Raw genomic sequence first — 26,961 nt, forward strand, 5'->3', positions numbered from 1 at the left:
TCTCCTGAATGATTATTTTTATGCCGCTTCCAGCTGGGTGGCATAGGCGAGGATGTTTTCCTGCGTGATGTCGTCGCCCGTCACTTCGCCCGTCAGGCGTCCTTCGCACATCACCATCACGCGGTCGCAGATGCCGACCAGCTCGGCCAGTTCGCTGGAAATGCACAGCACGGCCGTGCCCGCATCGGCCAGCTGGTGGATGATCTTGTAGATTTCGCTCTTCGCGCCCACGTCCACGCCCCGCGTCGGTTCGTCGAGGATCAGCACTTTCGGCGCGATGGCCAGCCAGCGCGCCAGCAAGACTTTCTGCTGGTTGCCGCCAGACAATCCGCCGACGATGCCGTCCGGTCCCGACACCTTGACGTTCAGGTTGCTGATCGCTTCGCGCGTGAGCTGCGTCAGGGCGCCACGGTTGACGACGCCTGCCGTCGCATGCTTGGACAGGATATTCATCGACATGTTTTCCATGGCCGACAATTGCATGAACAGGCCCAGGCTCTTGCGGTCCTCGGGCAGGTAGCCGATGCCGTGGCGGATGGCCGCCAGCGGGCGCTGGATATGCACTTCCTGGCCATCGAGCCACACTTGTCCCGTTTGTTTCCTGTCCGCGCCAAAGATCAGGCGCGCCAATTCCGTGCGGCCTGCGCCGACGAGGCCGGCCAGGCCCGTGACTTCGCCCGCATGCAGGGAAAACGAGGCGGGCTTGACCTTGCCGCCGCCCACGTTTTCCACGCGCAAGCGCTCGGCGCCCCGCGTGGTGCGCCGCTGGTGCGAATAAAAGTCGTCGGCGGGGCGGCCCACCATCATTTGCACGACTTTCTTTTGATCCAGCTCATCCTTGCCCAGCTCGCCCACATAGGCGCCATCGCGCAGCACCGTGATGCGGCGCGCCAGGCGCTCCACCTCGGCCATGCGGTGGCTGATGTACAGCACGGCCAGGCCCTTGTCGCGCTGTTCTTCGATGATGCGGAACAATTGTTCTGTTTCCCGGTCGGACAGGGCGGCAGTGGGCTCGTCCATGATCAGGATGCGGCTTTCGTGCACGAGAGCGCGGGCGATTTCCACCTGCTGCTGCTCGGCGATCGACAGGGTAGACACCATGGTGTCGGCGTCGAAGCGGGAGCCGAGGTCGGCCAGGATGGCGTTCGTGCGCGCGCGCATTTCGCCGCCCTTGACGGTCCAGAACGGTCCTTGCGGCTCGCTGCCCATGAAGACGTTCTGCGCCACCGTCATGTTCTTGGCCACGCTCAGTTCCTGGTAGATCAGGTTGATGCCCAACGCGCGCGCCTCGCCCGGGTTGCGGATGCGGATCGGCTTGCCGTCGAGGATGATTTCGCCCGCGTCCGGCGTGTACACGCCCGACAGAATCTTCATCAGGGTACTCTTGCCGGCGCCGTTTTCGCCCATCACGGCATGGATTTCGCCGCTGCGCACCGTCAGGTGCACGCCGCGCAGCGCGCGCGTGGCACCAAAGCGCTTCTCGATGCCGCGCATTTCAAAAATAATATCGTCGCTCATGGGGATATCCTTGCTGGTGAAACTGCCGCCCGCCACCGGCCGGGGCCGGGACGGGCAACACGTGGTTCAGGTCAGGCAGATCAGTTCTTTACCCAGCCCGTGTAGGTGGCGACGTTTTCCTTGGTGATGGCCGGCGTCGGCAACAGCACCATGGTCTGTTTCGGCGTGCGGCCGTTCATGATGTCGTAGCCCATCTGCACGGCGTCCGTGGCCATGCGGTACGGGTTTTGCGCCGAGGTGGCGGCAAACAGGCCGGCCTTGTTTTTCAGGGCGTTCTGGCCATCGGGCGCGCCGTCGACAGCCGTGATCAGTTTCACGTCCGTGCGCTTCGACTGCTTGATCGCCAGTTCGGCGCCGATACCCGTCGGGTCATTGATGGCGAACACGCCGTCGATCTTCGGATGGGCCGTCAGCAAGTTCGACATCACAGTCATGCCGCCGTCGCGGCTGCCGCCCGCGTTCTGGTTGTCGGACAGAATCTTGATATCCTTGAACGCGGCCAGGGTCTTCTTGCAGCCATTCACGCGGTCGATCACGGACGTCACGGGCGGGCCGTTCAGGATCACCACATTGCCCTTGCCGCCGATCTGTTTGGCCAGGTAGGCGCACGACACGTCGCCCGCCATGGTGTTGTCGGACATCACGGTGGCCGAAGCGCCCACGGCGCCCACGTCGACGGCGATCACGACCACGCCCGCATTGCGCGCTTTCTTGATGGCTGGCGCGATGCCCTTGGAATCGACGGCGTTCAGGATGATGATGTCGGTCTTGTTGGCGATGAAGTTCTCGATCTGGTCCACCTGGGTGTTCAGGTCATACTTGCTGGAAACAGTCGTGACTTTCACGCCAGGGCCGCCCAGCTTTTTCGCGCTTTCTTCCGCACCGCGGCCAATGGCGACAAAAAACGGGTTGGCCAGGTCGCCCACGCTCACGCCGATCGATTTCAGCGGTTTGTCGGCGGCGAAGGCGCCGCAGGCGGCGGACAGCAGCAGGGAGGCGGTAATGACTTTTTTCATGAGGATCTCCAAGGGTTTTTATTGTAAAAAACAAACGGTGCTACGGTAAAAACTGGGTAAAAACTTAGCGAGTGCGCAATTTCTCGATCATGGCATCCAACTTGCCCGCATCGACGGCGAAGCCGCGGATGCCTTCGGCCAGCTTTTCGGTCGCCATCGCGTCGTCGTTCAAGGCATAGCGGAAAGCCGCTTCGTCGTAGGTGACGGCCGGCTGCGCCGCGCCCAAGTCGCCGCCCAGCGCGCGCTCGAATGGCGCATCCGCCGCTTCGAGCTTGGCCAGCAAGTCCGGGCTGATGGTCAGCAAGTCGCAGCCGGACAGGGCCGTGATCTGGCCCACGTTGCGGAAGCTGGCGCCCATCACCTGGGTGGCGATGCCATGTTGCTTGTAGTAATTGAAGATGCGCGTGACCGATTGCACGCCTGGATCGTTGGACAGGCTGCGCGCCGCTTCGTCCCATGCCGCGCCCTGCGACTTCTTGTGCCAGTCGTAGATGCGGCCCACGAACGGCGAAATCAGGCGCACGTTCGCATCGGCGCAGGCGACGGCCTGGCAAAACGCGAATAGCAGGGTCAGGTTGCAAAAGATGCCGTCTTTTTCCAGCTCGCGCGCGGCCTGGATGCCTTCCCAGGTGGCGGCGACCTTGATCAGCACGCGTTCGCGGGCCACGCCGGCTTGTTCGTACAGGGCGATCAGGCGGCGACCGCGGGCGACGGTGGCGTCGCGGTCAAAGCTCAAACGGGCATCGACTTCCGTCGAGACGCGGCCCGGCACGACTTTCAAAATTTCCAGGCCGAAACGTACCAGCACCTGGTCGACGATATCGTCCAGGCTGGCGGATTGATGCGCGGCGACCGTGCTTTCCAGCAAGGGCGCGTAATCGGGCTGCAGCACGGCCTTCAAGATCAGCGACGGGTTGGTGGTCGCGTCTTGCGGCGCGAAGCGCGCCAGTTGCAGGAAGTCGCCCGTGTCGGCGACGACGGTGCTGTGTTGCTTCAATTGTTGCAGCTGATTCATTACTATTCCTTATCACTGAGTTGGTGCAAGGCTTGCACGGCGGGAAACAGGCTACGGTAGCGTCCGTAGCGGATGCTCGAGGCTGCGCTGTGCGCGGCATCGGGCAGGAAAGTGTTTTTGATGGACAAGCCGGTGGACAGCAGCTGGCGCTGGCCGATGGCGGCAAAGCCCAGCTTGGCCGCGCCCAGGCTGGCCGACAGTTCGCTGTTGTGCAGGGTGCGCATTTCGCGTCCCAGCACATTGGCCAGCAATTGCGCCCAGTACTGGCTGCGCGCGCCGCCACCCACCAGCATGCAATGGGGCACGACGGCGCCCGTCGACGTGACGGCCGCCATGGCGTCGCGCAAGGCAAAGGCCACGCCTTCGAGCACGGCATAGCCGAGCTGCGCCGGCGTGCTGTCGTGGCCCAGTTGCAAAAAGGCGCCGCGCACTTGCGGGTCGTTATGCGGCGTGCGCTCGCCCGACAGATACGGCAGGAACAGGGGCGCGGAAGGGGCGACGGGGGCGTCGAGCGGCAAGCCCGCTTCCACCAGCGCCAGCAGGGCAGCTTCGTCGGGCTGGCCCAGCACGCCGGTGGCCCAGCGCAAACAGCTGGCGCCGGACAGGATCGCGCCCATCGCATACCAGCGGCCGGGCAGGGCGTGGCAAAAGCTGTGCACGCCGCCGGCCGGGTTGCCCAGCGGTGCTTCGGTCACGGACACGATGGCGGCGCTAGTGCCCAGCGAGATAAAACTGTCGCCGCCGTTGACGGCGCCGATGCCCACGGCCGAGACGGGATTGTCGCCGCCGCCGCCCGCCACCACCACATCCGCCGGCAAGCCCAGCTGGTCGGCGATGGACGCCAGCACGGTACCGGTGGCGGCGTCGCCTTCAGCCAGGGCCGGCATCTGCTCCGGCGTCAGGCCGCAGGCGGCCAGCATGGGCGCGAACCAGGCACGGTTGGCCTCGTCCAGCCACAAGGTGCCGGCCGCGTCGGACATGTCCGTGAGTTTGATCCCCGTCAATTGCAGGCGCAGATAATCTTTCGGCGACAGCAGGCAGGCGATGGCGGCGAAGGCGTCAGGCTCGTGCGTTTGCAGCCACAGCAGTTTCGGCGCCGTCAGGCCCGCCATGGGGAGGCTGCCCGTTACGTCCGCATACGCGGGATAATCGCGCGCCAGGGTAGCGGCTTCGGCTTCGGCGCGCGCATCGTTCCACAGGATGGCGGGACGGATGACTTCATCGTTGGCGTCGAGCAGCACGGCACCGTGCATCTGGCCCGACAGGCCGATGCAGGCGATCTGTGCATAGTCCTGCGGCCAGCCGGCGCGCAGCTGGGCCAGCGCCTGGATGCAGGCGGCCCACCAGTCCTGCGGCGCTTGTTCGGACCAGCCTGCTTGCGGGCGGCTGGTGTCGATGCGCACGGACGCCTGGCCGCGCACGCTGCCTGCGCTGTCCATCAGCACGGTTTTCAGTTCGGAGGTACCGAGGTCGATACCGAGGGAAATTGCTGGATGCATGGTGTGTCTATATGTAAAGGTCAGGGGCAGCCGCAGGAGTTGCGTACGCGCAAGGTTGGCGACAAACGCTGCACGTGCTGGGCGCGGCCTGGATTGGCGATGCGGTCGATCAACAGGTCGACGGCCATGGCGCCCAGCTCTTCGAGCGGCTGCGCCATCACGGTCAGGCGGGGGCTGAAATAATCGGCCCAGTCGAAATCATCGAAGCCGGCCAGCGCGACGTCTTGAGGTACCGCAATGTGCGCGTCGCGCAAGGCGTGCATGGTGCCGATGGTCATCAGGTTATTGCCGGCGACGATGGCCGTGGGGCGCTTGTTCGATGGCAAGGCCAACAGTTCGCGCGTGGCCGCGCCGCTGCGCTCCAGGTTGGAGTCGCCCGAGCGCAGCAAGTCCCCATCAAAGGCGATATCGGCGCGCTGCAAGGCCAGCCGGTAGCCGTCGATGCGCTCGTCCGTCGTGGACAGGCCGGGCGCGCCCGCGATGAAGCCGATGCGGCGGTGGCCGTGGACCGTGATCAGGTGGCTGACCAGCTCGGCCGTGGCGTGTGTGTTTTCCACGCCCACCTGGTCGAACGGTTGCGGCGACATGCGGTCGACCAGCACGGAAGCGATCTTGTTGCTATTTAAATAGTCGAGGGCGCGGTTGTGCGGATCGCCGGACGGCGCCAGCACGATGCCGTCGACGCGGCGCTGGTGCAAGTTCTGCACCACTTTCAACTCCTGTTCGGGGTCGTCATGCGTATCGGAAAACAGCATCATCAAGCCATGGCGCGTGCAAGCCGCCTCGATGGCGCGCACGGTTTCGCTGAAGTAATGATTGGTGAAGGCGGAAATGGCCACGCCGATGGTGCCCGACGAGGAGCCGGCCAGCGCGCGTGCCAGCATGTTCGGTACATAGCCGATCTGCTGCATGGCTGCGTTGACGGCGGCGACGGTTTTCGGGCTGACCTTGCGGGTGCCGTTGACTACGTGAGAGACGGTCGACAGCGATACGTCCGCCGCCCGCGCTACATCTTCCATGGTGGCCATGGTGTCTCCTGAGGTTTTTTTATTATTGTGTACTGCGATTGGGTACGGCTGTGTCGCCGCGATTGAAGCTATCGTAAACAAAAGAAAGCGCTTGCGCAAGCGCTTTCTTTTTTTGCGCGAACGATATTTTGCCAAGGCAAGCAAGCCGCGCGGGAGGGAACGGATGAGGGAAACGGGGCGGAGCCGGACGGTGCCGGCCCCGCAGCAATTACTGAATCACCAGCTCGTGCAATTCGCCGGGAGAGTCCGGGAACAGTTTCACGACGGTGGACGTGCGCGTGCCGTAGCCCGGCGTTTCGATGCAGACGGCGGACAGCACGCGCTCGAGGTCGAGCGGCACGCCCGTGTCCGGCAAGCGGAAGTCGGGCGCGCGCGTGGTGTCGGCCAGCATGTCGAAATACGCTTCGTCGGGCGCGCCCTGGCACAGCAGGCTGGCGAACTGGGCCTTGGTTTTCAGCACCTTCGGCCACGGCGCGTCGAGCAGGGCGTTCGACAGGCCGTAGATGCCCGGTTCCAATGGCTGGCCATTGCGCGCATCGCCGTCGCCCCGGTTGGAAAACCAGATCAGGGTCTCCGCGTCGCCCAGCACCAGGTTGAAACCGTTGTAGGCTGTGCAGCCGGGGCGGATCTGCGCGATGTAATCCTGTGGCGACATGTCGCCGGCCAGATAGTCTGCCACCAGGGCGCCGCGCGAGGGGGCGTCCGGGTTGCGGTCTTGCGGGCTGCGGATATTCGTGATGGCGGCAAAGCGCGAGCTGCCGCTGCCGGCCTGGGTGATGCCCATCCAGCTGCCGCCCGCCTGCAGGTCGCGGCCCGCATACACTTGCGGGTGCTCGGGCCAGGCGCCGGCGGGGGCGCTGGCGCGTTCATAGAATTCGTCGCGGTTGGCGGCGGCAATCAGCGGGATGTGCGGATTGACTTTCCAGGCAAAAACGATCAGGCACATGGGGGCAAATCCATGAACACTTCCGTATGCCGCGCGCCAGCCGTCAGGGACAGCAAGCCCGCTTCCTCGGCCACGCTGGCCAGCAGTTCCGTAAAGCCTTCGCCGACGACGGGGTAGATTTCCATCCACGTCTGCAAGCCGTCCTTGGCTTCCGGACGGCGCTTCAGTTGCGGCGCCACGCCGGAAGCGGCTGCCAGCTTGCCTTGCAGGGCGCGGACCCGCGCTTCCAGCGCCTGGGCGTGCTCTTCTTTTACCTGATAGTAAACGTACAGATCTTTCATGGCATTCTCACAAGTCGAGTGCGTCGAGCACGTAAGGCATGGACAGGAACTGCACGGCGGCGCCCTGGGCCGAGCCGTAGCGCACGGCGCCGGCGGCGCTTGAACCTTCTTCGATCGCCCCCAGCTTCATTTCGACGAGGGCGTCGATGCCGCCGTCGCCGTTGGGCGCCGCGTTGACGACCATGCCGCAAGGCTGCTCGGGGTCGCTGACGGCAAACAGTTCGCCACCGGCGGCGACGCTTGCGTCAGCGATGCTGACGAGGGTGGTGCGGCGCTTGAGCTTGCCCAGATACTGGCTGCGCGCGACGATTTCCTGGCCCGGGTAGCAGCCTTTCTTGAAATTGACGCCGCCCAGCAGCTCGAAATTGACCATTTGCGGCACGAATTGTTCTTGCGTGGCGGCCGTGATCTGCGGGATGCCCGCGTGGATGTCCGACAAATGCCAGGCGTCATTGCCGCCCTTGGCCAGCTGTGCCGTCAATGGCGGCCACGCGTCGCGCGCCGTGGCGGCGGACGTCAGCCATTCATAGCGGGGGCTGCCGAAGGCGTCGGCCACGCGCAGCAGGGTGCCGGACGCATGTTCGACCTTGCTGAACGGCGTGGCGGGCAGGACGGGGAACCAGGCGGACAGGGCCGCGTTGGCTTGCTTGCCGCCCAGGCCCAGCACGACCTGGTTCGCTTCGTCGCCGGAGGCATCGTGCAGCTTGGCCTTGGCGCGCAGCACGAACATCTGCAGCCGCTTCTGGATGGCTGGCTGTATGGCGCGCGGCAATTGCAGATAAATGGTGGTGGCGTTGCGCCACATCAGGAAACTGGCCAGCAGCCGGCCTTTCGGCGTGCAGTAGCCGGCCAGGCGCACTTGCTCCGGGCTCAGGTGTTCCACGTCGTTGGTCAGCTGGCCGTGCAGGAAACTGGCTGCCTCGTCGCCGTTCAAGCCGATCAAGCCCTGGTCCGTGACGGCCGCGACAAAACCTTCTTGCAGTTGGGGCACTGTCAGGGACTGGCCGAAGTCGGCGATAGGGGCGGCGGCGATGGGGGCGGTGCTGTCAGGCGCGCCATCGGTGGCAACGGGGCGGGCGCCTTGTGCGGTTAAAAATTGATTCCAGTTATTCATAATTTCCATTAGATCAGCGATTAAGCATTATCATTACGGGTTCATTATAGTGATGTCGGGCAGATTGCGTCGGCAGCGGCAAGATTGCCAGTGTTGGCGCCGCTTTGCGCGCACTTGCTTCACAAATGAACGATCATAACAAGCGGACGTTGGCCATCAGCGCCCGCATCACAAGAATCGGAACAATGGCTTTCTTTAAAAAACTTGTAGTCAGCTCGGTCATCGCCGCCATCGGCGTCGGTGGTACTTTTGTGTACTGGGCGCAGCAGCCCATCACCACGGACGGCGAAGCGATTCCGTTTACGATCAGCCCGGGCAGCGGCGCGCATGCGGCCGGCCAGCAGATCGCAGACGCGGGCGTGCCCATCGTGCCCATCCTGTTCAACATGCTGGCGCGCATCGAAGGCAAGACCTCGAAGATCAAGGCCGGTTCCTACGAGTTGAAACCGGGCACCACGCCGCAGCGTTTGATCACGCAACTGGCGCGCGGCGAGTTCGCGCAAGAGTCGCTGACCATCATCGAAGGCTGGACCTTCAAGCAGATGCGTATGGCCATGGCCAGCCATGCCGGTCTCAAGCACGATACCGTGGGCCTGTCCGACAAGGAACTGATGGCGAAGATCAGCCCGGAATATGTGTTGCCGGAAGGCTTGTTCTTCCCGGATACGTATCTGTTCGCCAAGGGCGCCAGCGAAATGCAGATTTTCAGGCAGGCGCACGCGGCCATGATCGGCCGCCTGTCCGAAGCGTGGGACAAGCGCGATCCGGCCTTGCCGTATAAAAACCCGTACGAGGCGCTGATCATGGCCTCCATCGTGGAAAAGGAAACGGGACAAAAGTCCGAGCGCGCCATGATCGCCGGCGTGTTCGTCAATCGCCTGAAGACAGGCATGCTGCTGCAGACGGACCCGACCGTGATCTATGGCATGGGCGACAACTACCAGGGCAAGATCCGCAAACGCGACCTGGAAGCGGACACCCCGTACAATACCTATACGCGCGGCGGCTTGCCGCCCACGCCGATCGCCCTGGCTGGCGCGCAATCGCTGACGGCGGCGCTGGCGCCGGCCCGCACGCAGGCGCTGTATTTCGTCGCGCGCGGCGACGGCACCAGCCAGTTCTCGGCCAACTTGCCCGACCATAACCGCGCCGTGAATCAATACCAGCGTTAATTATTTCAAACTAGAAGCTTCATGACACCACACTATCAACCCCGTTTCATCACCTTCGAAGGCATCGATGGCGCGGGCAAGTCGACGCATATCGGCTTTGTCACCGACTACCTGCAGCAGCGGGGCGTGACCCTCGTCTCGTCGCGCGAACCGGGCGGCACCAGCCTGGGTGAAAAGCTGCGCGAACTGCTGCTGCATGAAAAGATGCACCTGGAAACGGAAGCCTTGCTGATGTTCGCCAGCCGCCGCGAACACATCGCGCAAGTCATCGCGCCCGCGCTGGAGCGCGGCGAATGGGTCATTTCCGACCGGTTCAGCGATGCCAGCTTCGCCTACCAGGGCGGCGGGCGCGGCATGGATTTGCGCAAGATGGAGCAACTGGAAGCGTGGGTGCACCCGCATCTGCAGCCTGACCTGACGTTCCTGTTCGACGTGCCGCTGGCCGTCGCCCGTGCCCGCCTGGACGCCACGCGTGCGCTCGACAAGTTCGAGCAGGAGCGATCGGACTTCTTCGCCGCCACGCGCAACGAGTATCTGCGCCGCGCGGCCCAGTTCCCGCAGCGTTTCCGCATCATCGATTCCACGCAAAGCATTGCCGATATTCAAGTACAACTGGCGCAGCTGCTTGACGTGTTACTTGAGAAAAGCATCGCAACGTGTTGATTTGCAAAGAATAAAATGACGACTTCTCTCTATCCGTGGCAACAGGACGCCTGGCAGCAATTGCAAGCCTTGCGCCCGCGCATGCCGCACGCCATCCTGTTCCATGGCGCCCAGGGCATCGGCAAGGCCGACTTCATCGAGCATTTCGCGCAGGCATTGCTGTGCGAAGACGTGCGCGCCGACGGCCATGCCTGCGGCGCCTGCGCCTCGTGCGGCTGGTTTAGCCAGGGCAACCATCCCGATTACCGCCGGGTCCGTCCGGAAGCGCTGGAAGACGACGTGGCGGACGACGGCGAAGAGGGCGAAGGCGCGAAGAAAAGCGCCAAGACCAAGACGCCGTCGAAAGACATCAAGATCGAGCAGATCCGCAACCTGGCCGACTTCATGAACATTTCCACGCACCGCCAAGGCTTGCGCGTGGTGGTGCTGTACCCGGCCGAGGCGCTGAACACGCCCGCCTCGAACGCCTTGCTGAAAACGCTGGAAGAGCCGCCGCCGGGCACCCTGTTCTTGCTGGCATCGAACAGCCTGGACCGCCTGCTGCCGACGATATTGTCGCGCTGCAGGAAATTTGCCTTGCCGATGCCCAGCCATGAGCAAGCCTTGACGTGGCTCAAGCAACAAGGCTTGAACGATGCGGACAGCTGGCTGCGCGAGCAGGGCGGCGCGCCGCTGGCCGCACTGGCTCAGTCCGAATCGGGTGGCCGCGAAGAGACGGAACAATTGTTGCAAGTCTTGGCTAACCCTGGCGTGGAAGCGGCCCTGAAAGCGGCCGATAAATTGCAGAAGTCTCCGCTGGCGCCGCTGGTCGCTTCCTTGCAGCGCTGGCTGTACGACGTGTTTTCCGTCAAGCTGTCCGGCACCATCCGCTACTACCCGCGCCACCGGCGCGAACTGGAAGCGTTGGCGGGACGCATCAACGTAAGCCGTTTGATGGCCGCCATCAAGGCCGCCAACGAACGCCGGGCGATTGCCGAGCATCCCCTGTCGCCCAAGCTGTTTCTGGAAGACATGCTGCTCGACTACGCATCTAGTTGCCAATAAAATCAAACACTTGCGCTGCCAAGTTAATCCGGATTGTGCGATTTTTTGCCCGTTTGGAATGACTTAGCCGCAGGTGCGCGTGCAACTGCGGTACTGCACTTCGCACGCTTGCTGGCGCTCGGCGCGCCGTGCGCGGAAGGCTTCGGCCTCCGTCGGGCGCAACTGCTGCGACTGGGCGCCGGCTTCTTTGCCAGCGGCAACGTAGGGATTGCTGCTCGGCTTCATCAACAGCATGGGGCTGGTATCGTTTTCCGTGGCGCCTTGCGCTTGCGCGCGGCAATCCTGGCGCGCCGAGGCGCAGACGGGCTGGCACAGTCCAGCATCGGGGATGGCCTTCGGCGCATCGCGCTTGTCTTGCGCATGCGCTGTCAGGGCCAGGCAGGCCAACAGTATCAAAGGGCCGGCAACTTTCAGCATGAACACTCTCCACGGTTCCGCGCGCAACCCCATGGTTGCGCATCGGCAAGCTACTATACATCTTGATAATATTTTTGCCTAGCCATGCCAGTCAAGGCCGGCCACTTCACCGGCCAGGTCCGTTTGCCATGCCAAGAACGCGGTGTTACAGTCAGTCATTCTTGCAAACCATGCGGCAGCGCCGCACCGGAGGCGTCAAATGAAGCGAGTCACTGGCATCGGCGGCATCTTTTTCCACGCGCAAGACCCGGCCGCGCTGCGCGCCTGGTACCAGCGCCACCTGGGCCTGGACGTGCAGCCGTGGGGCGGCGCCGCCTTCACCTGGACGGATGCCGATGGCAAACCCAGTGCCGGCACCACCATCTGGTCCGTCGCGGCCAAGGACAGCGAGCAATTCGCCCCCGGCAAGGCCTCCTTCATGATCAACTACCGCGTCGACAACCTCGACGCGCTGCTGCAAGCCCTGCGCGACGAGGGCTGCAACGTGCTGGAAAAGGCGCCCGATTCCGAATATGGCCAGTTCGGCTGGGTCATCGATCCCGAGGGCAACAAGGTGGAGCTGTGGCAGCCGCCGCAGGGGCAATAGGCGAACCACGCGGGAGCAGTCAGCGGCAGTACGGATTTGCACCTTCCCCCTGCCAGTTTTCCCGTGCTCCGGTACAATCCCGCCTTATGTATATCGATTCCCATTGCCATATCAATTTCCCCGAGCTGGCTGCTCGCATGCCCGAGATCCTGGCCAAGATGGCCGAGAACAAGGTGACGCACGCGCTGTGCGTGTCCGTCGACTTGCCGGACTTTCCACAGGTGCTGGCCCTGGCCGAGCAGTATCCGCATATCTTTGCTTCCGTCGGCGTGCATCCCGATTACGAGGACACGCCTGAACCGTCCGTGGAAGACCTGGTCCGTCTGGCCGACCATCCGAAGATCATCGCCATCGGCGAGACGGGACTCGACTATTTCCGTTTGACGGGCGACCTGGAATGGCAGCGCGAGCGTTTCCGCACTCACATCAAAGCTTCAAGAATCACGCGTAAGCCCTTGATTATTCACACAAGAGCGGCTAGCGAAGACACCATACGCATCATGCGCGAAGAGGGCGCCGGCGTGTCCGACGGCGGCGTGGCCGGCGTCATGCATTGCTTTACGGAATCCCTGGAAGTGGCGCGCGCCGCCATCGACATGGGCTTCTATATTTCCTTTTCCGGCATCGTCACGTTCAAGAGCGCGAAAGACTTGCAGGCCGTGGCCCTGGAAGTGCCGCTCGAGCGCATCCTCATCGAGACGGATTCGCCGTATCTGGCGCCGGTGCCGTTCCGCGGCCGCATGAACGAACCCGGCTATGTGGCCCACGTGGCGGAATACCTGTCGACCTTGAAAGGCATCCCCCTGGACCAGGTGGCGCGCCAGACGACGGATAATTTCTTCAAGTTATTCAATCAGTTGCCGTAACTTCTTAAGGTTAGACATGATGAAAAAACTCGCGTTGGCGATGCTGCTGTGCTGCACCACCGCCAGCCACGCGGCGCCGGAACCGGACGCTTTCTTCCGCGCCGTCTCCGTCAATAATGTCAGCGGCGTGCGCAGCATGCTGCTTGACGGCATGAATCCGAACCAGCCTGACGCGCAGCGGGGCGACATTCCCCTCGTGCTGGCCTTGCGCGACGATGCGGACCGGGTGTTCCAGGTATTGCTCGATTCGCCCGGCATCGATATCGAAGCCCGTTCGGCCAACGGCAACACGGCGCTGATGATGGCAGCCTACAAGCACAAGCTGGAAGCCGTGAACGCCTTGCTGGCCAAGGGCGCCAAGGTCAACCAGAGCGGCTGGACGGCGCTGCACTATGCGGCCTCGGCTGGCGACTTGCCCATCATGAAGATATTGCTCGACCGCGACGCCATGGTCGATGCGCGCGCCCCCGCGAATATCACGCCGCTGATGTTTGCCGCCCGCGAAGGCCAGGAGGGCGCCGTCAAGCTGCTGCTGTCCTGGGGCGCGGACGCCAGCCTGAAAAGCGACCATGGCTGGACGGCCGTGCAGTTCGCCCAGGCGGGCGACAAGCCCGGCGTGGTCGCCATCATCGAAGCGGCACAGAAGGCGCGTGCAGCCCGCAAATGATTCTTTAATTGCAATACTTTCCATGCCAGCGCTGAAACTGGCATGGAATTGCCTCTCACCTCAGCCCTTTGTTCTCCCTGCCGATTAACGATAATGATTGTGTCGCATTAATCAGGAGATACGTCGCATGGGTCATCACATCACCGTCAGGCGCCGGCTGTATTGTCGCCGCCCCTCGCGCAGCCCGTGCGATATCACTGCTTTCTGGAATGACAAAACCGATCGGCCATCGGAGCCAGACTCCAAGAGGACAGACATGCTGAATGAACGAGAAATCGAGAGTTGTTACCTGGGGCAATTTATCCCCGTCCATTACCACCACAATATGTTGATGGACCAGAACCGCATGCACGGGTTCAAGTCGGCGATCGATTACGCGGTAAAACCCGGCATGAAGGTGCTGGAACTGGGCGGCGGCACGGGCGTGCTGTCGTGGTTTGCGGCCGCGCGCGCCGACAAGGTGTGGTGCGTGGAATTCAATCCGGACATGGTCAAGGAAGCGCGCAAGATGCTGGCGCTCAACCCCAACGGTGAAAAAGTCGAGGTCGTCCACGCGGACGCCTTCGAGTACCTGCCGCCGGAGCCCGTCGATGTGGTCATTTGCGAAATGATCCATGTCGGCATGCTGCGCGAAAAACAGGTGGAAGTGATCGAATCGTTCAAGCGCCGCTACCTGGCCCGTTTCGGCGGCCCGCTGCCCATCTTCCTGCCCGAGGCCGTCATCATGGCCGTGCAGCCGATGCAGCAGGAATACGATTTCGAAGGGTTTTATGCGCCCATCGTGCAATTCCAGGAAACCACGGCCATCCACCCTGGCGTGCAGGAACTGGCGCCGCCTTCCGTGTACAGCATCATCGACTTCAGCCAGCTGACGGACAGCGTGTTCGGCTTCGACGGCAAGTTTGTCGTCGAGCGCAGCGGCACCCTGAACGCCTTGCGTTTCGTCACCAAGAACATCCTGGCCGTCGTGCCCGAGCGTTCGACCACCATCGACTGGCTGAACCACTACATGTGCTTGCCGCTGGCCACGCCGATCGCCGTGAAGGCGGGCGACGTGCTGCAGGTGACCTTCCAGTACCGCGCGGGCGGCTCGATTCCCTCGCTGGAAGCGTCGATCCGCGCGCAGGTCATCTATGACGTCAACTTGCAGCCGGTGACGCAGAGCGCCGTGTATGCGTAAGCATCATTAATGTAAAGGCAACGCCGCAGCGATTTCATCCTGCGGCGTTTGTCCATTCAGGGTATATTTCGTCTTTTACCCACTGGACAGCTTTACTATCATGGAACAGATCGATCAGCGTTACCTCGTGCAACAGAACAAAATCAGCGATGGCGAGACCAGGCCGCCCGTGTTTGCCAAGGTAATGCGCAGCAAGGAAGGCGTGTTTGAAGGCGTGTCCTTCATCAAGTCGAAGGACAAGGCCACCGTCATGACCATCGAAGATGCCAACCAGGCCATCAAATGGGCCACCAGCAAGAAGCCGAATGCGCATGAATACGTCACGAAAGTGATTTGCGTCGGTCAATAAGCCCCGTTCATTCCCGTTTTCGTACCGTTCATCCCCGCAGCACGCAGTTCATCGCATGGCCGTTGCCGCCGTCGCGGCGCTTTACTATAGTGCTGTCACGGTAGCGGGGCAAGCACGGCTTGCTCCGCACATTTCATTCTAGGGGGAACGCAATGCTGGGATTCGTGCTGTGGCTGCTGCTCTTGCTGGTGTGCTGGCCCCTGGCCTTGCTGGCTCTCGTGCTGTATCCGCTGGCCTGGCTGCTGTTGCTGCCATTCCGCTTGATCGGCATCGGCGTGGAAGGCGTGTTCGAATTGCTGCGCGCCATCGTCATGCTGCCGGCCCGCGTGCTGGGCGGCGGGCGGCGCTAAACTGGTTTCCCCATAAAAAATGGCGCCCTCGGCGCCATTTGTCATTGAGGTGCCGCTTACAGGTCAACCATGAAACCTGCACCGATCGATTTCTGCGAATAGTTGTAGTCGATCAAGCTCTGGCCATAGCCGGAGAACAGCTGCAGATAGCCTTTCAGGTTGGCCTTCAAAGGGAAAGCCCAGCTTGCCTGCATGGAGCCATGCTTCTTGCTGAAATTACGGCGCGCCGTCACCGCATACTCGTGCCCCTTGTTGCGATAGCTCACGCGCAAGTCGCCATGTCCCAGGTAATCGGTGATGTCGATATTGTCATTGTCGACCGCGCTATTGTCGAGGCGGTGCCAGACGCGCGCGGCGACGGCCAGGTTATCCTTCTCCATGCCAAGCTCGGCATACACGCGGTTCCAGCTGCGCGACAGGGTCGACGTCTGGCCGTTGGACTGGTGCACGAGGCCGAAGTTCAGGTAATTGAATTCGATGCCCGCGAAATTCTTGTTGATCGGCATGACCAGCATCAGTTCCGGCTGGTAATTGGTCTCGCGGAAGGGGCTCGAGGCCTTGCGGTTATATGCCTGCCAGAAACTTTGCTGCGTGTAGCCGAACCACATGTCGATAGGCGTGCCGGCGATATCTTCCAGCAGCTTCATCTTGAAACTCAGCTGGAACGTCAATTCCACGTGCTGGCTCTTGATGCCGGCCGGCGTGAAATCCTGGAACGGTTCGTCATTCGACGCGTCGCTGTAATTGGCCAGCAACAGATAGGTATCGCGGTGCGGGCGGAAGTTGAACAGTCCCCGTTTCGAGGCGTCGTTCAGTTCCCATGATTGCTGGGTGCGCGAAATCGGCGCTTCCGGCGGCGCCGCGCCAGCCTGCGCGATGGCGGGAATGGCGGCGTTGACGGCGTCCGGCGTGGCCACGCCAGGCGGGCTGACAAACGTGAGGGGGGCGACTTCGGCGGCTGCCGCCAGGGTGACCGCCGCCGTGGCGGGATCGCCGCCGGCAGCGATGGTGGCCTTTTCCGCCGCCTTGGCCAGGGTGTCGAAGCAACCGAGGCGGGCGCTGGCGTCACCGAGCACGGCGCAACGCTGCATTTGCTGTTCCAGTTCGCCGGCCATGGCCAGCGCCGGCGATGCCAGCAGGGAAGAGAGAATTATTTTTCTTAGTCGGATAGTCATAGGCTGAGTGGGGCATGTCGTTCGGTGCGCACCTGGGCTGCATGCCGGCGGCGTCGCCTTACACGATAAATTACCGTGCGTCTTGATCCTGATTAATCTTTGTTAGATTAATACTTATGAAAGTATAGCGGAATACCTTGTTTACCCCGTGCGGCTACCGTGCGCGCGGCCGACAGTGTTGTGCGCTTGGTAAACGGTTTGCCGCCGTGCCGCCCAAATCGATGTCTGCTACACTGGAAAACCGGTGCTGACACTGGCGCGCCGGGCTAGCCATGGAGATTGTGATGACCCGCAAAACACCTATCGAGCGCTACCGCAACATCGGCATCAGCGCCCATATCGACGCCGGCAAGACCACCACCACCGAGCGCATCCTGTTCTATACGGGGGTGAATCACAAGATCGGCGAAGTGCACAACGGCGCCGCCACCATGGACTGGATGGAGCAGGAGCAGGAACGGGGCATCACCATCACCTCGGCCGCCACCACGGCCTTCTGGAAAGGCATGGCCGGCAACTTCCCCGAACACCGCATCAACATCATCGATACGCCGGGCCACGTGGATTTCACGATTGAGGTCGAACGCTCGATGCGCGTGCTCGACGGCGCCGTGATGGTCTACGATGCCGTCGGCGGCGTGCAGCCGCAGTCGGAAACCGTCTGGCGGCAAGCCAACAAATACCATGTGCCGCGCATCGCCTTCATCAACAAGATGGACCGGGTGGGGGCGGATTTCTTGCGTGTGCGCAAGCAGATCGCCGAGCGCCTGAAAGGCGTGGCCGTGCCCATCCAGCTGCCCATCGGCGCGGAAGAGCATTTCACGGGCGTCATCGATCTGCTGAAAATGCGCGCCATCACGTGGGATGACGCCAGCCAGGGCGTGCAGTTCAGCTATGGCGAGATTCCCGCCGAGCTGCTGGCGCAGGCGCAGGAGTGGCACGAGCACCTGGTCGAGCAGGCGGCCGAAGCCACGCTGGAGATGACGGAACGCTACCTGAACGGCGACACGTTCACGGAAGCGGAGCTGAAGCAGGCCTTGCGCGCGCGCACCATCCGCAATGAAATCGTGCCCATGCTGTGCGGCAGCGCCTTCAAGAACAAGGGCGTGCAGGCGATGCTCGACGCCGTCATCGAATACCTGCCGTCACCGATGGAAGTGCCGCCCATCATGGGCCATGACGAGCACGACAACGAGGTGGAGCGCCACCCGACGGACGACGAGCATTTCTCGGCCCTGGCCTTCAAGATCATGACGGACCCGTTCGTGGGGCAGCTGACCTTCTTCCGCGTGTATTCGGGCGTGGTGAATTCGGGCGACATGGTCTACAACCCCACCAAGAGCGCGCGCGAGCGGTTGGGGCGCATCCTGCAGATGCATGCGAACGAACGCAAGGAAATCAAGGAAGTGTATGCGGGCGACATCGCCGCCGCCGTGGGCTTGAAAGCCGTCACCACGGGCGACACCCTGTGCGCCATCGACCACATCATCGTGCTGGAAAAGATGATTTTCCCGGAACCCGTGATTTCCCAGGCGGTCGAACCCAAGACCAAGCCTGACCAGGAAAAGATGGGCATCGCCCTGAACCGCCTGGCGCAGGAAGACCCGTCGTTCCGGGTGCATACGGACGAGGAATCGGGCCAGACCATCATGTCGGGCATGGGCGAGTTGCACCTGGAAATTCTGGTCGACCGCATGCGCCGCGAATTCGGCGTGGAAGCCAATGTCGGCAAGCCGCAAGTGGCGTACCGCGAAACCATCACGCGCGCGGTGGACGATATCGAAGGCAAGTTCGTCAAGCAATCGGGCGGACGGGGCCAGTACGGCCACGTGGTGCTCAAGCTGGAACCCTTGCCGCCAGGTACCGGTTATCAATTCGTCGATGCCATCAAGGGCGGCGTGGTGCCGCGCGAATTCATCCCGGCCGTCGACAAGGGCATCGTCGAAACCTTGAAATCGGGCGTGCTGGCCGGCTATCCGGTCGTCGACGTCAAGGCGACGCTGACCTTCGGCTCCTACCACGACGTCGATTCGAACGAAAACGCGTTCCGCATGGCCGGCTCCATCGCCTTCAAGGATGGCATGCGCAAGGCCCATCCTGTGCTGCTGGAACCGATGATGCAGGTGGAGGCGGAAACGCCGGAAGAGTTCATGGGCAACGTCATGGGCGACTTGACGGCCAGGCGCGGCATGGTGCAGGGCGTCGACGACATTCCCGGCGGCGCGGGACGCATCGTCAAGGCCCTGGTGCCGCTGGCCGAAATGTTCGGTTACTCGACAACCTTGCGTTCGCTGACCCAGGGCCGCGCCACCTACACGATGGAATTCAAGCACTATGCGGCCGTGCCCAAGCATATACTGGACCAGGTGGCGGCGGCGGGGAAGGCGAAGTAGGCGTCAGTGGCTTGAGTTCTGCGCAATGATGGCGTCCGCCATCTTCTCCGCTTCATCCACGGGCTGGCTCAGCGCCTGGGTCGTGTAGACCGTGCTGGTCACCATCGGCTGGTCCAGGGTGGCCCCTTCGCCATGGCTGGTATCGACCGTCACCGTGGTCGACAGGCCGATGCGCAGCGGGTGGGCGGCCAATTCCTTCGGATCGAGCGTGATGCGCACGGGCACGCGCTGCACCACCTTGATCCAGTTTCCCGTGGCATTCTGCGCCGGCAGCAGGGAAAACGCGCTGCCCGTGCCGGCCGACATGCCCAGCACCTTGCCGTGGTAGACCACCTTGCTGCCATACAAGTCCGTTTCGATGGTGGCCGCCTGGCCCACACGGATATTGCGCAATTCGGACTCCTTGAAGTTCGCATCGACCCATAATTGATCCAGCGGCACGATGGACATCAAGGGCGTGCCCGGCGTCACGTGCGTGCCCAGCTGCACGCTGCGCTTGGCGACATAGCCCGAAACGGGCGCGACCACGGCGTTGCGGCGCACGGCCAGCCACGCCTGCAGCACGTCGCCCCTGGCCGACAAGACGGCCGGATGGCTGGCCAGGCTGACGCCGGCCACGCCCGATTTGGCCGACTCGGCCTGGCGCTGCGCCACCGTCAAGGCCGCTTTCGCATCGTCGACGGCCTGTTTCGCATGGGCCAAGTCTTCGCCCGAGATCGTCTGGTCCGCCGCCAGCGGCGCGCGGCGCGCCAGGTTGCCCTGCGCCGTGGCCAGGGCCAGGCGGCGCTGCTCGATGACGGCGTCGTACTGCGCCACGTTCGCATAGCGTTCGCGCTCCTGGCGCACGACGTTGCCCAATCGTGCCTCGGCCTGGCTCAGGGCCAGCTCCGCATCGATGGCATTCAGGGTGATCAGGGGGGCGCCCGCTTTCACCATTTGCGTCTCGTCGGCGCGGATGGCGTCGACATTGCCCGTCACTTGCGCGGACAGGGTGACCAGGTTGCCGCCCACGTAGGCATTGTCCGTGACTTCTTCCCTGGACAGCACCAGTTGATAGTAGGCGGCCCAGGCCGCGCCAGCCACGAGGAAGGCGGCCGTGATGGCGATGAGGACGGTCTTGCGCTTGCCCGGGTTGTCGGTGGGTGCGGAGGTGGAGGTGGAGGTGGTATCGCTGCTCATGATGTGTTCCGTAATCGTTGGTTATTGTTTGGTGGTGACGGTGTCGGCGCCGGCGGCGAAATCGCTGCTGCCACGGTAGCCGCCGCCCAGGGCCACGGTCAGGTTGATTTCCGCGTCCTGGCGCTGGTTTTGCAGCTGCATGCCCAGGTCCACCTGGCCGCGCACGGTCATTTCCGCATTCAGTTGCGTGGCGCGGTCGGCCAGACCTTGCTTGAGTCGCGCATTCGCATTGCGCAACTGCGCTTCGCTGGCGCGCAGGTTTTCCTGCTGCAGGCGCAGCTGGTTTTCCACGCCCTGCACCCTGGCGCCCGCCTGCGCCACGTCGCGCACGACATTGAAGACGTTCTGGTTGTAGTCGGCGATCAATTCATTGCGTTCGCTGCGGGCGCCAGCCAGCTGCGCCTGCAGGCGGCCGCTGTCGAACAGAGGCAGCGACAGGGCCGGGCCGATGAACAGGGTGCGGCTGCCGGACTGCAGCAGCTTGCCCAGTTTTATCGCGTCGAGGCCGAACGAGGCCCCCAGGTCGATATCGGGGTAGAACGAGGCTTGCGCCGCCTCGATCGTGCTCATGGCTGCCTGGACTCGCCAGCGGGCCGCCTGCAAGTCGGGCCGGCGCGCCAGCAATTCCATGCCCAGCTTGCCGGGCAGGGCGTGCGGCAGCGCCTGCGCCTGCCTCGGCTGCAGGCTGACCAGGGCCGAGGCATCCGCACCCAACAGGGCGCGCAAGGCTTCCCGTTCCGTGACGACCTGCGTTTCCAGCAAGGCGATCTGCTGTTGCAGCAAGCTCAAACGCGTTTGCGCGGACAAATGGTCGTCGCTGACGCCCAGGCCGTTGGCGATGCGCTTTTCCTTGTCGACCACCAGCTGCTGTTGCAGCTTGACGAGCGCATGCAGGTTGTCCATGCGTGCCCAGCCATTTTGCATGCTGAAGTAGTGGCGGGCGATCTCGGCGGCCAGCATCTGCTCCGCCATCGCGTATTCGGCGCGGCGCGCATTGACTTCGCCCAGGCTGGCCGCGATCTGCGCCTTGTGCTTGCCCCACCAGTCGAGGTCGTAATGGGCTTGCACGCCCACGGTGGTTTCATTGTAGTAATTGCCGCCGATGGGAGCGGGCATCAGGCCATTGCCCGAATAGCGCTGGCGGCTGGCATTCGCGCCCAGGTCGATCCTGGGACCGCGCTGCGCATGCTGGGCATCGAACGCGGACAGGGCCGAGCCGATGCGGGCATTCGCCACGTCCAGGTTCGGGCTGCTGGACAGGGCGCTTTCAATCAGCTGGTCCAGCTGGGCGTCCTGGAACTGGCGCCACCACAGCGCGGCGGGCCAGCCTTCGCTGGCCAGGTGGATGTCGGCCGCCAGCTGCATCGTGGCCAGGTCTTGCTGCGGCAACGGTTGCGTGTCGGGCGGGATGCTGGCGCAGCCGGCCAGGGCCAAACTTAGTGCCAGGACGCTCAGGGAGAGTTTCATAGGTGTGTGCATGAGGGTTATTCCATGGCCGCGTGGTCGACCACGACGGGCGCATTCTTCTTCGGTGGTTTGATCAGGAGCAAGAGCGGCAGCACGAGGATGGTCAGCCACATCATCAGCCAGAAGTCGTCGAGGTAGGCGATCATCGATGCCTGCCGCGTGATTTCGCCATTCAGGGCCGCCATGCCCGTGCTCGTGCCCAGGTCGAACACCTGGGCAATACCGGGGTCATGCAGGGCCGGGTTGGCGATAGTGATGTGTTCCGTCAGGGACGCATGGGCGATCTGCGTATTGCGCACCAACAAGGTTTGCACGAGGGCGATGCCGATGCTGCTGCCGATATTGCGCACCAGGCTGTAGATGGCCGTGCCTTCCGCCCGCATCTGCGGCGACAGGGTGGCAAACGTAGCCGCGCTCAGGGGCACGAAGACGAGGCCCAGGCCGATGCCCTGGATGATGCCGTTCCACACGACGGTCTTCGGCACCAGGTCCAGGGTGAAATTGGCCATCTGCCACAGCGAGAACGCGGTGATGGAAAAGCCCACGCCCAGCAGGATGCGCGTATCGATCTTGCCCGTCAGCTTGCCGACGATCAGCATGGCCAGCATCGTTCCCAGGCCGCTGGGCGCCGTCACGAGGCCGGCGATGGCCGCCGGATAGTTCATCAAGCCTTGCAGCATCGACGGCGTCAGCGCGCGGGTGGCGAACAGCACCATGCCGACGATGAAGATGAACAGCAAGCCGCTCACATAGTTCGAGTTTTTCAGCAACCGGTAGTCGAGGAAGGACTTGCCGGCCGGACGCAGGGCCGTATGGGCGATGAAGTAGCACAAGCTCATGGCCAGCACGATGGCTTCGATCCACGTTTCCGTGGAAGAAAACCAGTCGTTCTGCTCGCCACGGTCCAGCAGCATCTGCAGCGCGCCGATGGACAGGCTCAGGGTGGCAAAGCCGAACATGTCGAAGTTCATGCGGCGGTTCGGCGGGTCCTTGCGGATGTAGCGCCAGATGCCATAGAAAGCCATGGCGCCGATGGGGATGTTGATGAAGAAGACCCAGCGCCAGCTGTAGCTGTCCGTCAGCCAGCCGCCCAAGGTCGGTCCCAGGATGGGGCCGATCATCACGCCCATGCCCCAGATGGCCATGGCCGAGCCGTGCTTTTCGCGCGGATTGATGTCGAGCAAGACCGCCTGCGACAGGGGCACGAGGGCCGCGCCGAACACGCCTTGCAGCAAACGGGCGGCGACGATCTCGGACAGGGTGCCGGACAGCCCGCACAGCACGGAAGCGAGCGTAAAACCGGCCACGGAAACGAGAAAGGTGTTTTTCTGGCCGTAGCGGTCGCACAGCCAGCCCGTCAGGGGCGTGGCGATGGCGGCGGCGACGATGAAGGAGGTGAGTACCCAGGTGATCTGGTCTTGCGAGGCGGACAGGCTGCCTTGCATGTGGGGCAGGGCGACGTTGGCGATGGTGCCGTCGAGCGCCTGGATGATGGTGGCGAGCATGATCGAAATCGTGATCATGCGCCGGTTCAGGCTGGGGTCCTGTGAAGCGGGCAGCGCCGGTGCGGCGCCGGCTGTGGCCGAACTCATGCGGATTTCTCCGTGGCCGCCTGCAACGCTTCCAACAGTTCGGTGGCGGCCCGCAATTGATCAGGATCAATGCCCTGCAGCAGTTCCTTACGGAAACCATCCGCTTCCTTGCGCACGGTGTCATAGACCTGCATGCCCGCCTCGGTCAGCACCACCAGCTTGACGCGGCGGTCCGTTTCCGATGGCTGGCGCTGCACGAAGCCCGATTTCACGAGCCGGTCCAGCATCGACACCATGGTGGGGTTTTCCACGCCCAATTGATGGGCCAGTTCGCTTTGCGAAGGCGGCTGGGGCGACTTGGCGATCATGGCGATGCACATCCAGCTTGCTTGCCCCAGGTCCAGGTCTTTCAGGCGCCGGTCGATGGCATGGCGCCAGCCGCGCGCCGTCTTGTGGAGGGCGGCGGAAAAGCGCTCTTCGATAGAAGTCATAAAGTGAGTCGTCTAATGGTTAGGTATCTAACTAATATTTTAGCATGCAGGTTTGACAGGCGTACAGGCCTTCCCGTTTATCTGCGCCGCTGGTACATTAGTGCCAGACCATTACCCTGAGGAGACCGCCATGACCACCGCAGAACAGAAGCAGGACGGACAGCACCGCGACAGCAGCGACTTTGTCATCACGCAAACTTTCGACGCGCCGCGCGAACTGGTATTCCAGTCGTGGGTAGAGCCGGAGCGCCTGGCCCAATGGTGGGGCCCCGTCGGCTTCGAATTGAGCGTGCTGGCGCTGGACTTGCAGCCGGGCGGCATTTTCCACTATGGCATGCGCGCCGACAATGGCTATGAGATGTGGGGCAAGTTCACCTACCAGGCGATCGAAGCGCCGGAAAAGATCGTGTCGATTTTGTCATTCGCTGACAAGCAGGGCAATGCGGTGCAGCATCCGGTCAGCGCCACCTGGCCGCTGGAATCGTTCAATGTGATGACCCTTACGGAGGAAAACGGCAAGACGACGATGACCTTGCGGTCGACGCCGCACAAGGCGACGGATGAGCAGCATGAGACTTTCAAGCAGGGGTTTGAGTCGATGAAGGAGGGGTTCAAGGCGACCTTTGGCCAGTTGGCACAGTATCTGGCGCGGGTTCAGTGATCGTATTGTTTTGAACGGCGGGCCAGAGCCGCGGGCCTGAGAAAATGTCCATGGCTGCGTTGCTTGGGCTCGCCGTACATGCGTACTGTCTTCGCCCGCGCGCCTTGCCCTGGCCATTTTTCAGGCCCGCTGGGCCCGGGGAGCCTATTTAACTGTATAGCGGCTGGATCTTATATTTATATTTCAGATTTTATTTTACCAGATGTGAGAATTCACTGACTCGCCTTATGGAAAATTTATGCCCCCGGAATTCAAGATAATCTTTATCGGTAAACTCCAGCGCTCCTCGCACAAATCCAACTCCAACATACTCACCAGGTTCATGCTCAAATGGATCCTGAGGTGGGTATTTCCTTTCGCTGGCCATAACGGCATCCCAGGCTTTATTAATGGCATCGTCAATATTTTTTAATTTAACGTATCCAAATTTATTTAATTCCTCCAAAAGGTCGGCGGCAGATTCCTTGGAGGATGTATTCCTTTTTGGGAATTTCCATGCCATGTACCCAAGTAGGCTATCAAGATTAATGTCAGCCTCAAGTGATAGTTGAGAATCTGAATTGATTGAAATTTTTAATTTATTTTGATAATCAATCCGTGCATAGTTTATATTTTCAAATTGATCATCTGCAGTCTCAAACATGCCTGAGAGTGCATGTAGTTTTCGTTTTAATTCATTAGGAATATCTTCTTCATGCTTGTATGATAAATGATGAGCAACAATTGCCCAAGCATCTTGAAGAATTGTTCGAATTTGAATTTCACATCGAATTCCTCTCAGATCGTCATACCTTGCTCCAGCATGCTGTTCCTTTAAGCCAACTATATAATGAAGGGCGCCATAGCCAAATCTCTCTACGCCCTGATCATTAATCTTATCGACTTTTTCATGAATTTCAAATTCATCTTCGATAAGTTTTTCTAATTTAATCTTATCGGAAGTATATAGAAAGACGATTCTAACTCCGGCTAGGTCTGTAATTTCTTCCAGCGGATTTTTATATGTTTTCCTTTCTATTTTTTCGCAAAAACTAGCAAGGGTTTTTGCTCTGGCACTGATATGTCCAACTTCAATGCCTAAAACCCGAATTTTATTTTCAACAATATACTTTACCTCATCGCAAAGTCGATCATGCATAGGAAGTAAGTCGTAATAGCTGCGAATTATCTCTGGGCTTTCTTTCCATATTGTATTTAATGGGCTATCCAATTTTTATCCCTATATTAAAATTTTTAATGGCAAAGCACTGGTTGGGTGCAGACTCTATGGAATGCAAAATTTCGAAAAATTTCGACTTTGTGATCTTTTAAATAGTTCTGATGATCATTTTCTATCGCAAAATTTTCATGTAGTTTCAACGAACTGCAAAATTTATGCAAGTTCAATTTTTCGGCAAGGGTATGTACGTCAATTCTTGAAAATTAATTAGACTTTTCTTGCAAATCCATCCCCAACATCCCCCGCACCACCGGCAAAATCATCCCCCAAGCATTCGACGTCGCCGCAATCTCGTCATAATGACTGGCACCGGGCAAGATCAGTACTTCCGCATGGTCGCCGGCCTTGATTGCCTTGGCTGCATAGTCGTGCGCGACTCTGGGCGGGGAGATGGTGTCGAGCTCGCCTGTGATCAGGACGGTGCGGCTGCCGTTGGGCATCAGGTCGGCTGCGTTGGTGTCGCTGTAGATGTCGGGGCGCTCGGTGCTGGCGCTGCCTGCCAACTGGGCAATGTCGCGCTCGCAGCTGGTCTTGATCAAGTCCTTTTCATGGCGCAGGTCGGCCAGGCCGCCCAGGCTGACGATATTTTTGACAGGCAGGAACTGGTCGCGATACAGGGGGCTGGTCTTGGGCAGCTTTTCCCTGCCTGCGATCCACTGCACCAGCTGGCCGCCGGCCGAGTGGCCCATGGCGACGATGCGGTTCACGTCCAGCTGGTACTGGGAGGCGTGCTGTTGCAGGCTGTCGAGCGCCGCGTGCATGTCTTCGTAGGTGCCCGGATAGCCGCCGCCCGGCTCGTCGACCCGGCGGTACTCGACATTCCACACGGCGATGCCTTGCGCGACGAGGGCGCCGGCCACGTTGCGCATCTGCTGGATGCCGCCGAAGGCCACCGTCCAGCAGCCGCCGTGCACGAGCACGACGACGGGAAACGGTCCGCTGCCGTCGGGCCGGAACAGCTGCGCGTATTGCGACGGCGCGGGGCCATACGCGATCTGCGCGGTGGGCGGAGGGCCGTTCAGGGCCAGGTAGTCGTCCAGGCTCATGGGGGCGGCGACGGCGCCGTGGGCGGAGGCGAGCAGGGCGGTGGCGATCAGGGAGGATGGCAAGGAGGTAGGCATGCTGGAATTCGC

At 61.7% G+C, this 26,961-nt stretch carries 27 protein-coding genes; 11 read left to right on the plus strand and 16 right to left on the minus strand.

Annotated elements, in window-relative coordinates; genetic code table 11:
- Nucleotides 1-18: 18 nt before the first annotated feature.
- The 8 genes from O0879_RS03800 to O0879_RS03835 all read right to left on the minus strand — a co-directional run bounded on the left by O0879_RS03800 (nt 19) and on the right by O0879_RS03835 (nt 8,426).
- Nucleotides 19-1,518 carry a sugar ABC transporter ATP-binding protein gene (locus O0879_RS03800; RefSeq protein WP_289914706.1) on the minus strand — a complete coding sequence of 500 codons (1,500 nt, stop codon included), beginning with the start codon at nt 1,516-1,518 and terminating at the stop codon, nt 19-21.
- Nucleotides 1,519-1,598: 80 nt separating this feature from the next.
- The gene (locus O0879_RS03805; protein WP_077404737.1) at nt 1,599-2,534 is read right to left on the minus strand and encodes an ABC transporter substrate-binding protein; all 936 of its coding nucleotides are present in this window, start codon (nt 2,532-2,534) and stop codon (nt 1,599-1,601) included.
- A 64-nt stretch (nt 2,535-2,598) separates the two neighbouring features.
- Complete coding sequence (tal, locus tag O0879_RS03810; RefSeq protein WP_289914708.1) at nt 2,599-3,549, minus strand: transaldolase; 951 nt, start codon at nt 3,547-3,549, stop codon at nt 2,599-2,601.
- A 2-nt stretch (nt 3,550-3,551) separates the two neighbouring features.
- On the minus strand, nt 3,552-5,036 hold the full coding sequence (gene xylB, locus O0879_RS03815) for a xylulokinase (RefSeq protein ID WP_354670182.1): 1,485 nt from the start codon (nt 5,034-5,036) through the stop codon (nt 3,552-3,554).
- Between the two features lie 32 nt (nt 5,037-5,068).
- On the minus strand, nt 5,069-6,076 hold the full coding sequence (locus O0879_RS03820) for a LacI family DNA-binding transcriptional regulator (protein ID WP_289904897.1): 1,008 nt from the start codon (nt 6,074-6,076) through the stop codon (nt 5,069-5,071).
- A 208-nt stretch (nt 6,077-6,284) separates the two neighbouring features.
- Entirely contained in the window at nt 6,285-7,022 is a 738-nt protein-coding gene (locus tag O0879_RS03825; protein WP_289914712.1) for an NRDE family protein, read from the minus strand.
- Entirely contained in the window at nt 7,013-7,303 is a 291-nt protein-coding gene (locus tag O0879_RS03830) for a DUF4936 family protein (protein ID WP_289897836.1), read from the minus strand. Before O0879_RS03830 ends, O0879_RS03825 begins: the two co-directional genes overlap by 10 nt.
- Before the next feature lie 7 nt (nt 7,304-7,310).
- Nucleotides 7,311-8,426, minus strand: a complete 1,116-nt coding sequence (locus tag O0879_RS03835; protein WP_289914714.1) for a folate-binding protein — start codon at nt 8,424-8,426, stop codon at nt 7,311-7,313.
- 176 nt (nt 8,427-8,602) lie between these two features.
- Between O0879_RS03835 and mltG the strand changes: the two genes are divergently transcribed.
- From mltG to O0879_RS03850, 3 genes are read left to right on the plus strand one after another with little or no spacing between them, the layout of a single operon-like run.
- Nucleotides 8,603-9,589 carry an endolytic transglycosylase MltG gene (mltG, locus tag O0879_RS03840; protein WP_289914717.1) on the plus strand — a complete coding sequence of 329 codons (987 nt, stop codon included), beginning with the start codon at nt 8,603-8,605 and terminating at the stop codon, nt 9,587-9,589.
- A gap of 21 nt (nt 9,590-9,610) precedes the next feature.
- A complete protein-coding gene (gene tmk, locus O0879_RS03845) occupies nt 9,611-10,252 on the plus strand; it encodes a dTMP kinase (protein ID WP_289897839.1) in 642 nt (213 codons plus the stop codon).
- A gap of 15 nt (nt 10,253-10,267) precedes the next feature.
- The gene (locus O0879_RS03850) at nt 10,268-11,296 is read left to right on the plus strand and encodes a DNA polymerase III subunit delta' (protein WP_099667903.1); all 1,029 of its coding nucleotides are present in this window, start codon (nt 10,268-10,270) and stop codon (nt 11,294-11,296) included.
- Nucleotides 11,297-11,359: 63 nt separating this feature from the next.
- Here the strand turns inward: O0879_RS03850 and O0879_RS03855 are convergent, their stop codons facing one another.
- Entirely contained in the window at nt 11,360-11,713 is a 354-nt protein-coding gene (locus tag O0879_RS03855; protein ID WP_289914719.1) for a hypothetical protein, read from the minus strand.
- 199 nt (nt 11,714-11,912) lie between these two features.
- On the opposite strand from O0879_RS03855, the gene O0879_RS03860 reads away from it, so the two are divergent.
- The 6 genes from O0879_RS03860 to O0879_RS03885 all read left to right on the plus strand — a co-directional run bounded on the left by O0879_RS03860 (nt 11,913) and on the right by O0879_RS03885 (nt 15,711).
- Nucleotides 11,913-12,299: a VOC family protein gene (locus tag O0879_RS03860; protein WP_289914720.1), complete on the plus strand. Its 387-nt coding sequence runs from the start codon at nt 11,913-11,915 to the stop codon at nt 12,297-12,299.
- A gap of 86 nt (nt 12,300-12,385) precedes the next feature.
- The gene (locus O0879_RS03865) at nt 12,386-13,165 is read left to right on the plus strand and encodes a TatD family hydrolase (RefSeq protein ID WP_077404693.1); all 780 of its coding nucleotides are present in this window, start codon (nt 12,386-12,388) and stop codon (nt 13,163-13,165) included.
- A gap of 16 nt (nt 13,166-13,181) precedes the next feature.
- Entirely contained in the window at nt 13,182-13,832 is a 651-nt protein-coding gene (locus tag O0879_RS03870; RefSeq protein ID WP_289914722.1) for an ankyrin repeat domain-containing protein, read from the plus strand.
- 256 nt (nt 13,833-14,088) lie between these two features.
- Nucleotides 14,089-15,012, plus strand: a complete 924-nt coding sequence (locus O0879_RS03875; protein WP_289914724.1) for a methyltransferase domain-containing protein — start codon at nt 14,089-14,091, stop codon at nt 15,010-15,012.
- A 100-nt stretch (nt 15,013-15,112) separates the two neighbouring features.
- Nucleotides 15,113-15,361: a hypothetical protein gene (locus O0879_RS03880; RefSeq protein WP_092708370.1), complete on the plus strand. Its 249-nt coding sequence runs from the start codon at nt 15,113-15,115 to the stop codon at nt 15,359-15,361.
- Nucleotides 15,362-15,513: 152 nt separating this feature from the next.
- Nucleotides 15,514-15,711 (plus strand): hypothetical protein, encoded by a 198-nt coding sequence (locus O0879_RS03885; RefSeq protein ID WP_034784591.1) that lies wholly within the window; start codon nt 15,514-15,516, stop codon nt 15,709-15,711.
- Nucleotides 15,712-15,767: 56 nt separating this feature from the next.
- On the opposite strand, the gene O0879_RS03890 is transcribed toward O0879_RS03885, so the two are convergent.
- A complete protein-coding gene (locus tag O0879_RS03890; protein WP_251348638.1) occupies nt 15,768-16,886 on the minus strand; it encodes a phospholipase A in 1,119 nt (372 codons plus the stop codon).
- Between the two features lie 284 nt (nt 16,887-17,170).
- On the opposite strand from O0879_RS03890, the gene fusA reads away from it, so the two are divergent.
- Nucleotides 17,171-19,279 (plus strand): elongation factor G, encoded by a 2,109-nt coding sequence (gene fusA / locus O0879_RS03895; RefSeq protein ID WP_289904905.1) that lies wholly within the window; start codon nt 17,171-17,173, stop codon nt 19,277-19,279.
- A gap of 3 nt (nt 19,280-19,282) precedes the next feature.
- Here fusA and O0879_RS03900 read toward each other — a convergent pair whose 3' ends face one another.
- The 4 genes from O0879_RS03900 to O0879_RS03915 are packed head-to-tail and all read right to left on the minus strand — an operon-like array spanning nt 19,283 to nt 23,948.
- Nucleotides 19,283-20,458: an HlyD family efflux transporter periplasmic adaptor subunit gene (locus O0879_RS03900; protein ID WP_289914725.1), complete on the minus strand. Its 1,176-nt coding sequence runs from the start codon at nt 20,456-20,458 to the stop codon at nt 19,283-19,285.
- A gap of 21 nt (nt 20,459-20,479) precedes the next feature.
- Complete coding sequence (locus tag O0879_RS03905; RefSeq protein ID WP_289914727.1) at nt 20,480-21,925, minus strand: efflux transporter outer membrane subunit; 1,446 nt, start codon at nt 21,923-21,925, stop codon at nt 20,480-20,482.
- A gap of 17 nt (nt 21,926-21,942) precedes the next feature.
- Nucleotides 21,943-23,517 (minus strand): DHA2 family efflux MFS transporter permease subunit, encoded by a 1,575-nt coding sequence (locus tag O0879_RS03910; RefSeq protein WP_289914729.1) that lies wholly within the window; start codon nt 23,515-23,517, stop codon nt 21,943-21,945.
- Complete coding sequence (locus O0879_RS03915; RefSeq protein WP_152280889.1) at nt 23,514-23,948, minus strand: MarR family transcriptional regulator; 435 nt, start codon at nt 23,946-23,948, stop codon at nt 23,514-23,516. Before O0879_RS03915 ends, O0879_RS03910 begins: the two co-directional genes overlap by 4 nt.
- Before the next feature lie 130 nt (nt 23,949-24,078).
- Between O0879_RS03915 and O0879_RS03920 the strand changes: the two genes are divergently transcribed.
- Entirely contained in the window at nt 24,079-24,609 is a 531-nt protein-coding gene (locus O0879_RS03920; protein ID WP_289914731.1) for an SRPBCC domain-containing protein, read from the plus strand.
- Nucleotides 24,610-24,799: 190 nt separating this feature from the next.
- On the opposite strand, the gene O0879_RS03925 is transcribed toward O0879_RS03920, so the two are convergent.
- Both O0879_RS03925 and O0879_RS03930 read right to left on the minus strand, forming a co-directional pair.
- Nucleotides 24,800-25,819 (minus strand): hypothetical protein, encoded by a 1,020-nt coding sequence (locus tag O0879_RS03925; protein ID WP_289914732.1) that lies wholly within the window; start codon nt 25,817-25,819, stop codon nt 24,800-24,802.
- A gap of 212 nt (nt 25,820-26,031) precedes the next feature.
- Complete coding sequence (locus tag O0879_RS03930) at nt 26,032-26,949, minus strand: alpha/beta hydrolase (RefSeq protein ID WP_289914734.1); 918 nt, start codon at nt 26,947-26,949, stop codon at nt 26,032-26,034.
- Nucleotides 26,950-26,961: the final 12 nt, after the last annotated feature.

This window comes from Janthinobacterium sp. SUN120 (assembly GCF_030397735.1).
In the GTDB taxonomy this organism is placed as follows: domain Bacteria; phylum Pseudomonadota; class Gammaproteobacteria; order Burkholderiales; family Burkholderiaceae_D; genus Janthinobacterium; species Janthinobacterium kumbetense.

Coding starts and splice junctions, on each gene's coding strand:
- O0879_RS03800 (WP_289914706.1), bottom strand. CDS start 1,518: ATGAGCGACGATATTATTTTTGAAATGCGCGGCATCGAGAAGCGCTTT.
- O0879_RS03805 (WP_077404737.1), bottom strand. CDS start 2,534: ATGAAAAAAGTCATTACCGCCTCCCTGCTGCTGTCCGCCGCCTGCGGC.
- tal (WP_289914708.1), bottom strand. CDS start 3,549: ATGAATCAGCTGCAACAATTGAAGCAACACAGCACCGTCGTCGCCGAC.
- O0879_RS03820 (WP_289904897.1), bottom strand. CDS start 6,076: ATGGCCACCATGGAAGATGTAGCGCGGGCGGCGGACGTATCGCTGTCG.
- O0879_RS03825 (WP_289914712.1), bottom strand. CDS start 7,022: ATGTGCCTGATCGTTTTTGCCTGGAAAGTCAATCCGCACATCCCGCTG.
- O0879_RS03830 (WP_289897836.1), bottom strand. CDS start 7,303: ATGAAAGATCTGTACGTTTACTATCAGGTAAAAGAAGAGCACGCCCAG.
- O0879_RS03835 (WP_289914714.1), bottom strand. CDS start 8,426: ATGGAAATTATGAATAACTGGAATCAATTTTTAACCGCACAAGGCGCC.
- mltG (WP_289914717.1), top strand. CDS start 8,603: ATGGCTTTCTTTAAAAAACTTGTAGTCAGCTCGGTCATCGCCGCCATC.
- tmk (WP_289897839.1), top strand. CDS start 9,611: ATGACACCACACTATCAACCCCGTTTCATCACCTTCGAAGGCATCGAT.
- O0879_RS03850 (WP_099667903.1), top strand. CDS start 10,268: ATGACGACTTCTCTCTATCCGTGGCAACAGGACGCCTGGCAGCAATTG.
- O0879_RS03855 (WP_289914719.1), bottom strand. CDS start 11,713: ATGCTGAAAGTTGCCGGCCCTTTGATACTGTTGGCCTGCCTGGCCCTG.
- O0879_RS03860 (WP_289914720.1), top strand. CDS start 11,913: ATGAAGCGAGTCACTGGCATCGGCGGCATCTTTTTCCACGCGCAAGAC.
- O0879_RS03865 (WP_077404693.1), top strand. CDS start 12,386: ATGTATATCGATTCCCATTGCCATATCAATTTCCCCGAGCTGGCTGCT.
- O0879_RS03870 (WP_289914722.1), top strand. CDS start 13,182: ATGATGAAAAAACTCGCGTTGGCGATGCTGCTGTGCTGCACCACCGCC.
- O0879_RS03875 (WP_289914724.1), top strand. CDS start 14,089: ATGCTGAATGAACGAGAAATCGAGAGTTGTTACCTGGGGCAATTTATC.
- O0879_RS03880 (WP_092708370.1), top strand. CDS start 15,113: ATGGAACAGATCGATCAGCGTTACCTCGTGCAACAGAACAAAATCAGC.
- O0879_RS03885 (WP_034784591.1), top strand. CDS start 15,514: ATGCTGGGATTCGTGCTGTGGCTGCTGCTCTTGCTGGTGTGCTGGCCC.
- O0879_RS03890 (WP_251348638.1), bottom strand. CDS start 16,886: ATGACTATCCGACTAAGAAAAATAATTCTCTCTTCCCTGCTGGCATCG.
- fusA (WP_289904905.1), top strand. CDS start 17,171: ATGACCCGCAAAACACCTATCGAGCGCTACCGCAACATCGGCATCAGC.
- O0879_RS03900 (WP_289914725.1), bottom strand. CDS start 20,458: ATGAGCAGCGATACCACCTCCACCTCCACCTCCGCACCCACCGACAAC.
- O0879_RS03905 (WP_289914727.1), bottom strand. CDS start 21,925: ATGAAACTCTCCCTGAGCGTCCTGGCACTAAGTTTGGCCCTGGCCGGC.
- O0879_RS03910 (WP_289914729.1), bottom strand. CDS start 23,517: ATGAGTTCGGCCACAGCCGGCGCCGCACCGGCGCTGCCCGCTTCACAG.
- O0879_RS03915 (WP_152280889.1), bottom strand. CDS start 23,948: ATGACTTCTATCGAAGAGCGCTTTTCCGCCGCCCTCCACAAGACGGCG.
- O0879_RS03920 (WP_289914731.1), top strand. CDS start 24,079: ATGACCACCGCAGAACAGAAGCAGGACGGACAGCACCGCGACAGCAGC.
- O0879_RS03930 (WP_289914734.1), bottom strand. CDS start 26,949: ATGCCTACCTCCTTGCCATCCTCCCTGATCGCCACCGCCCTGCTCGCC.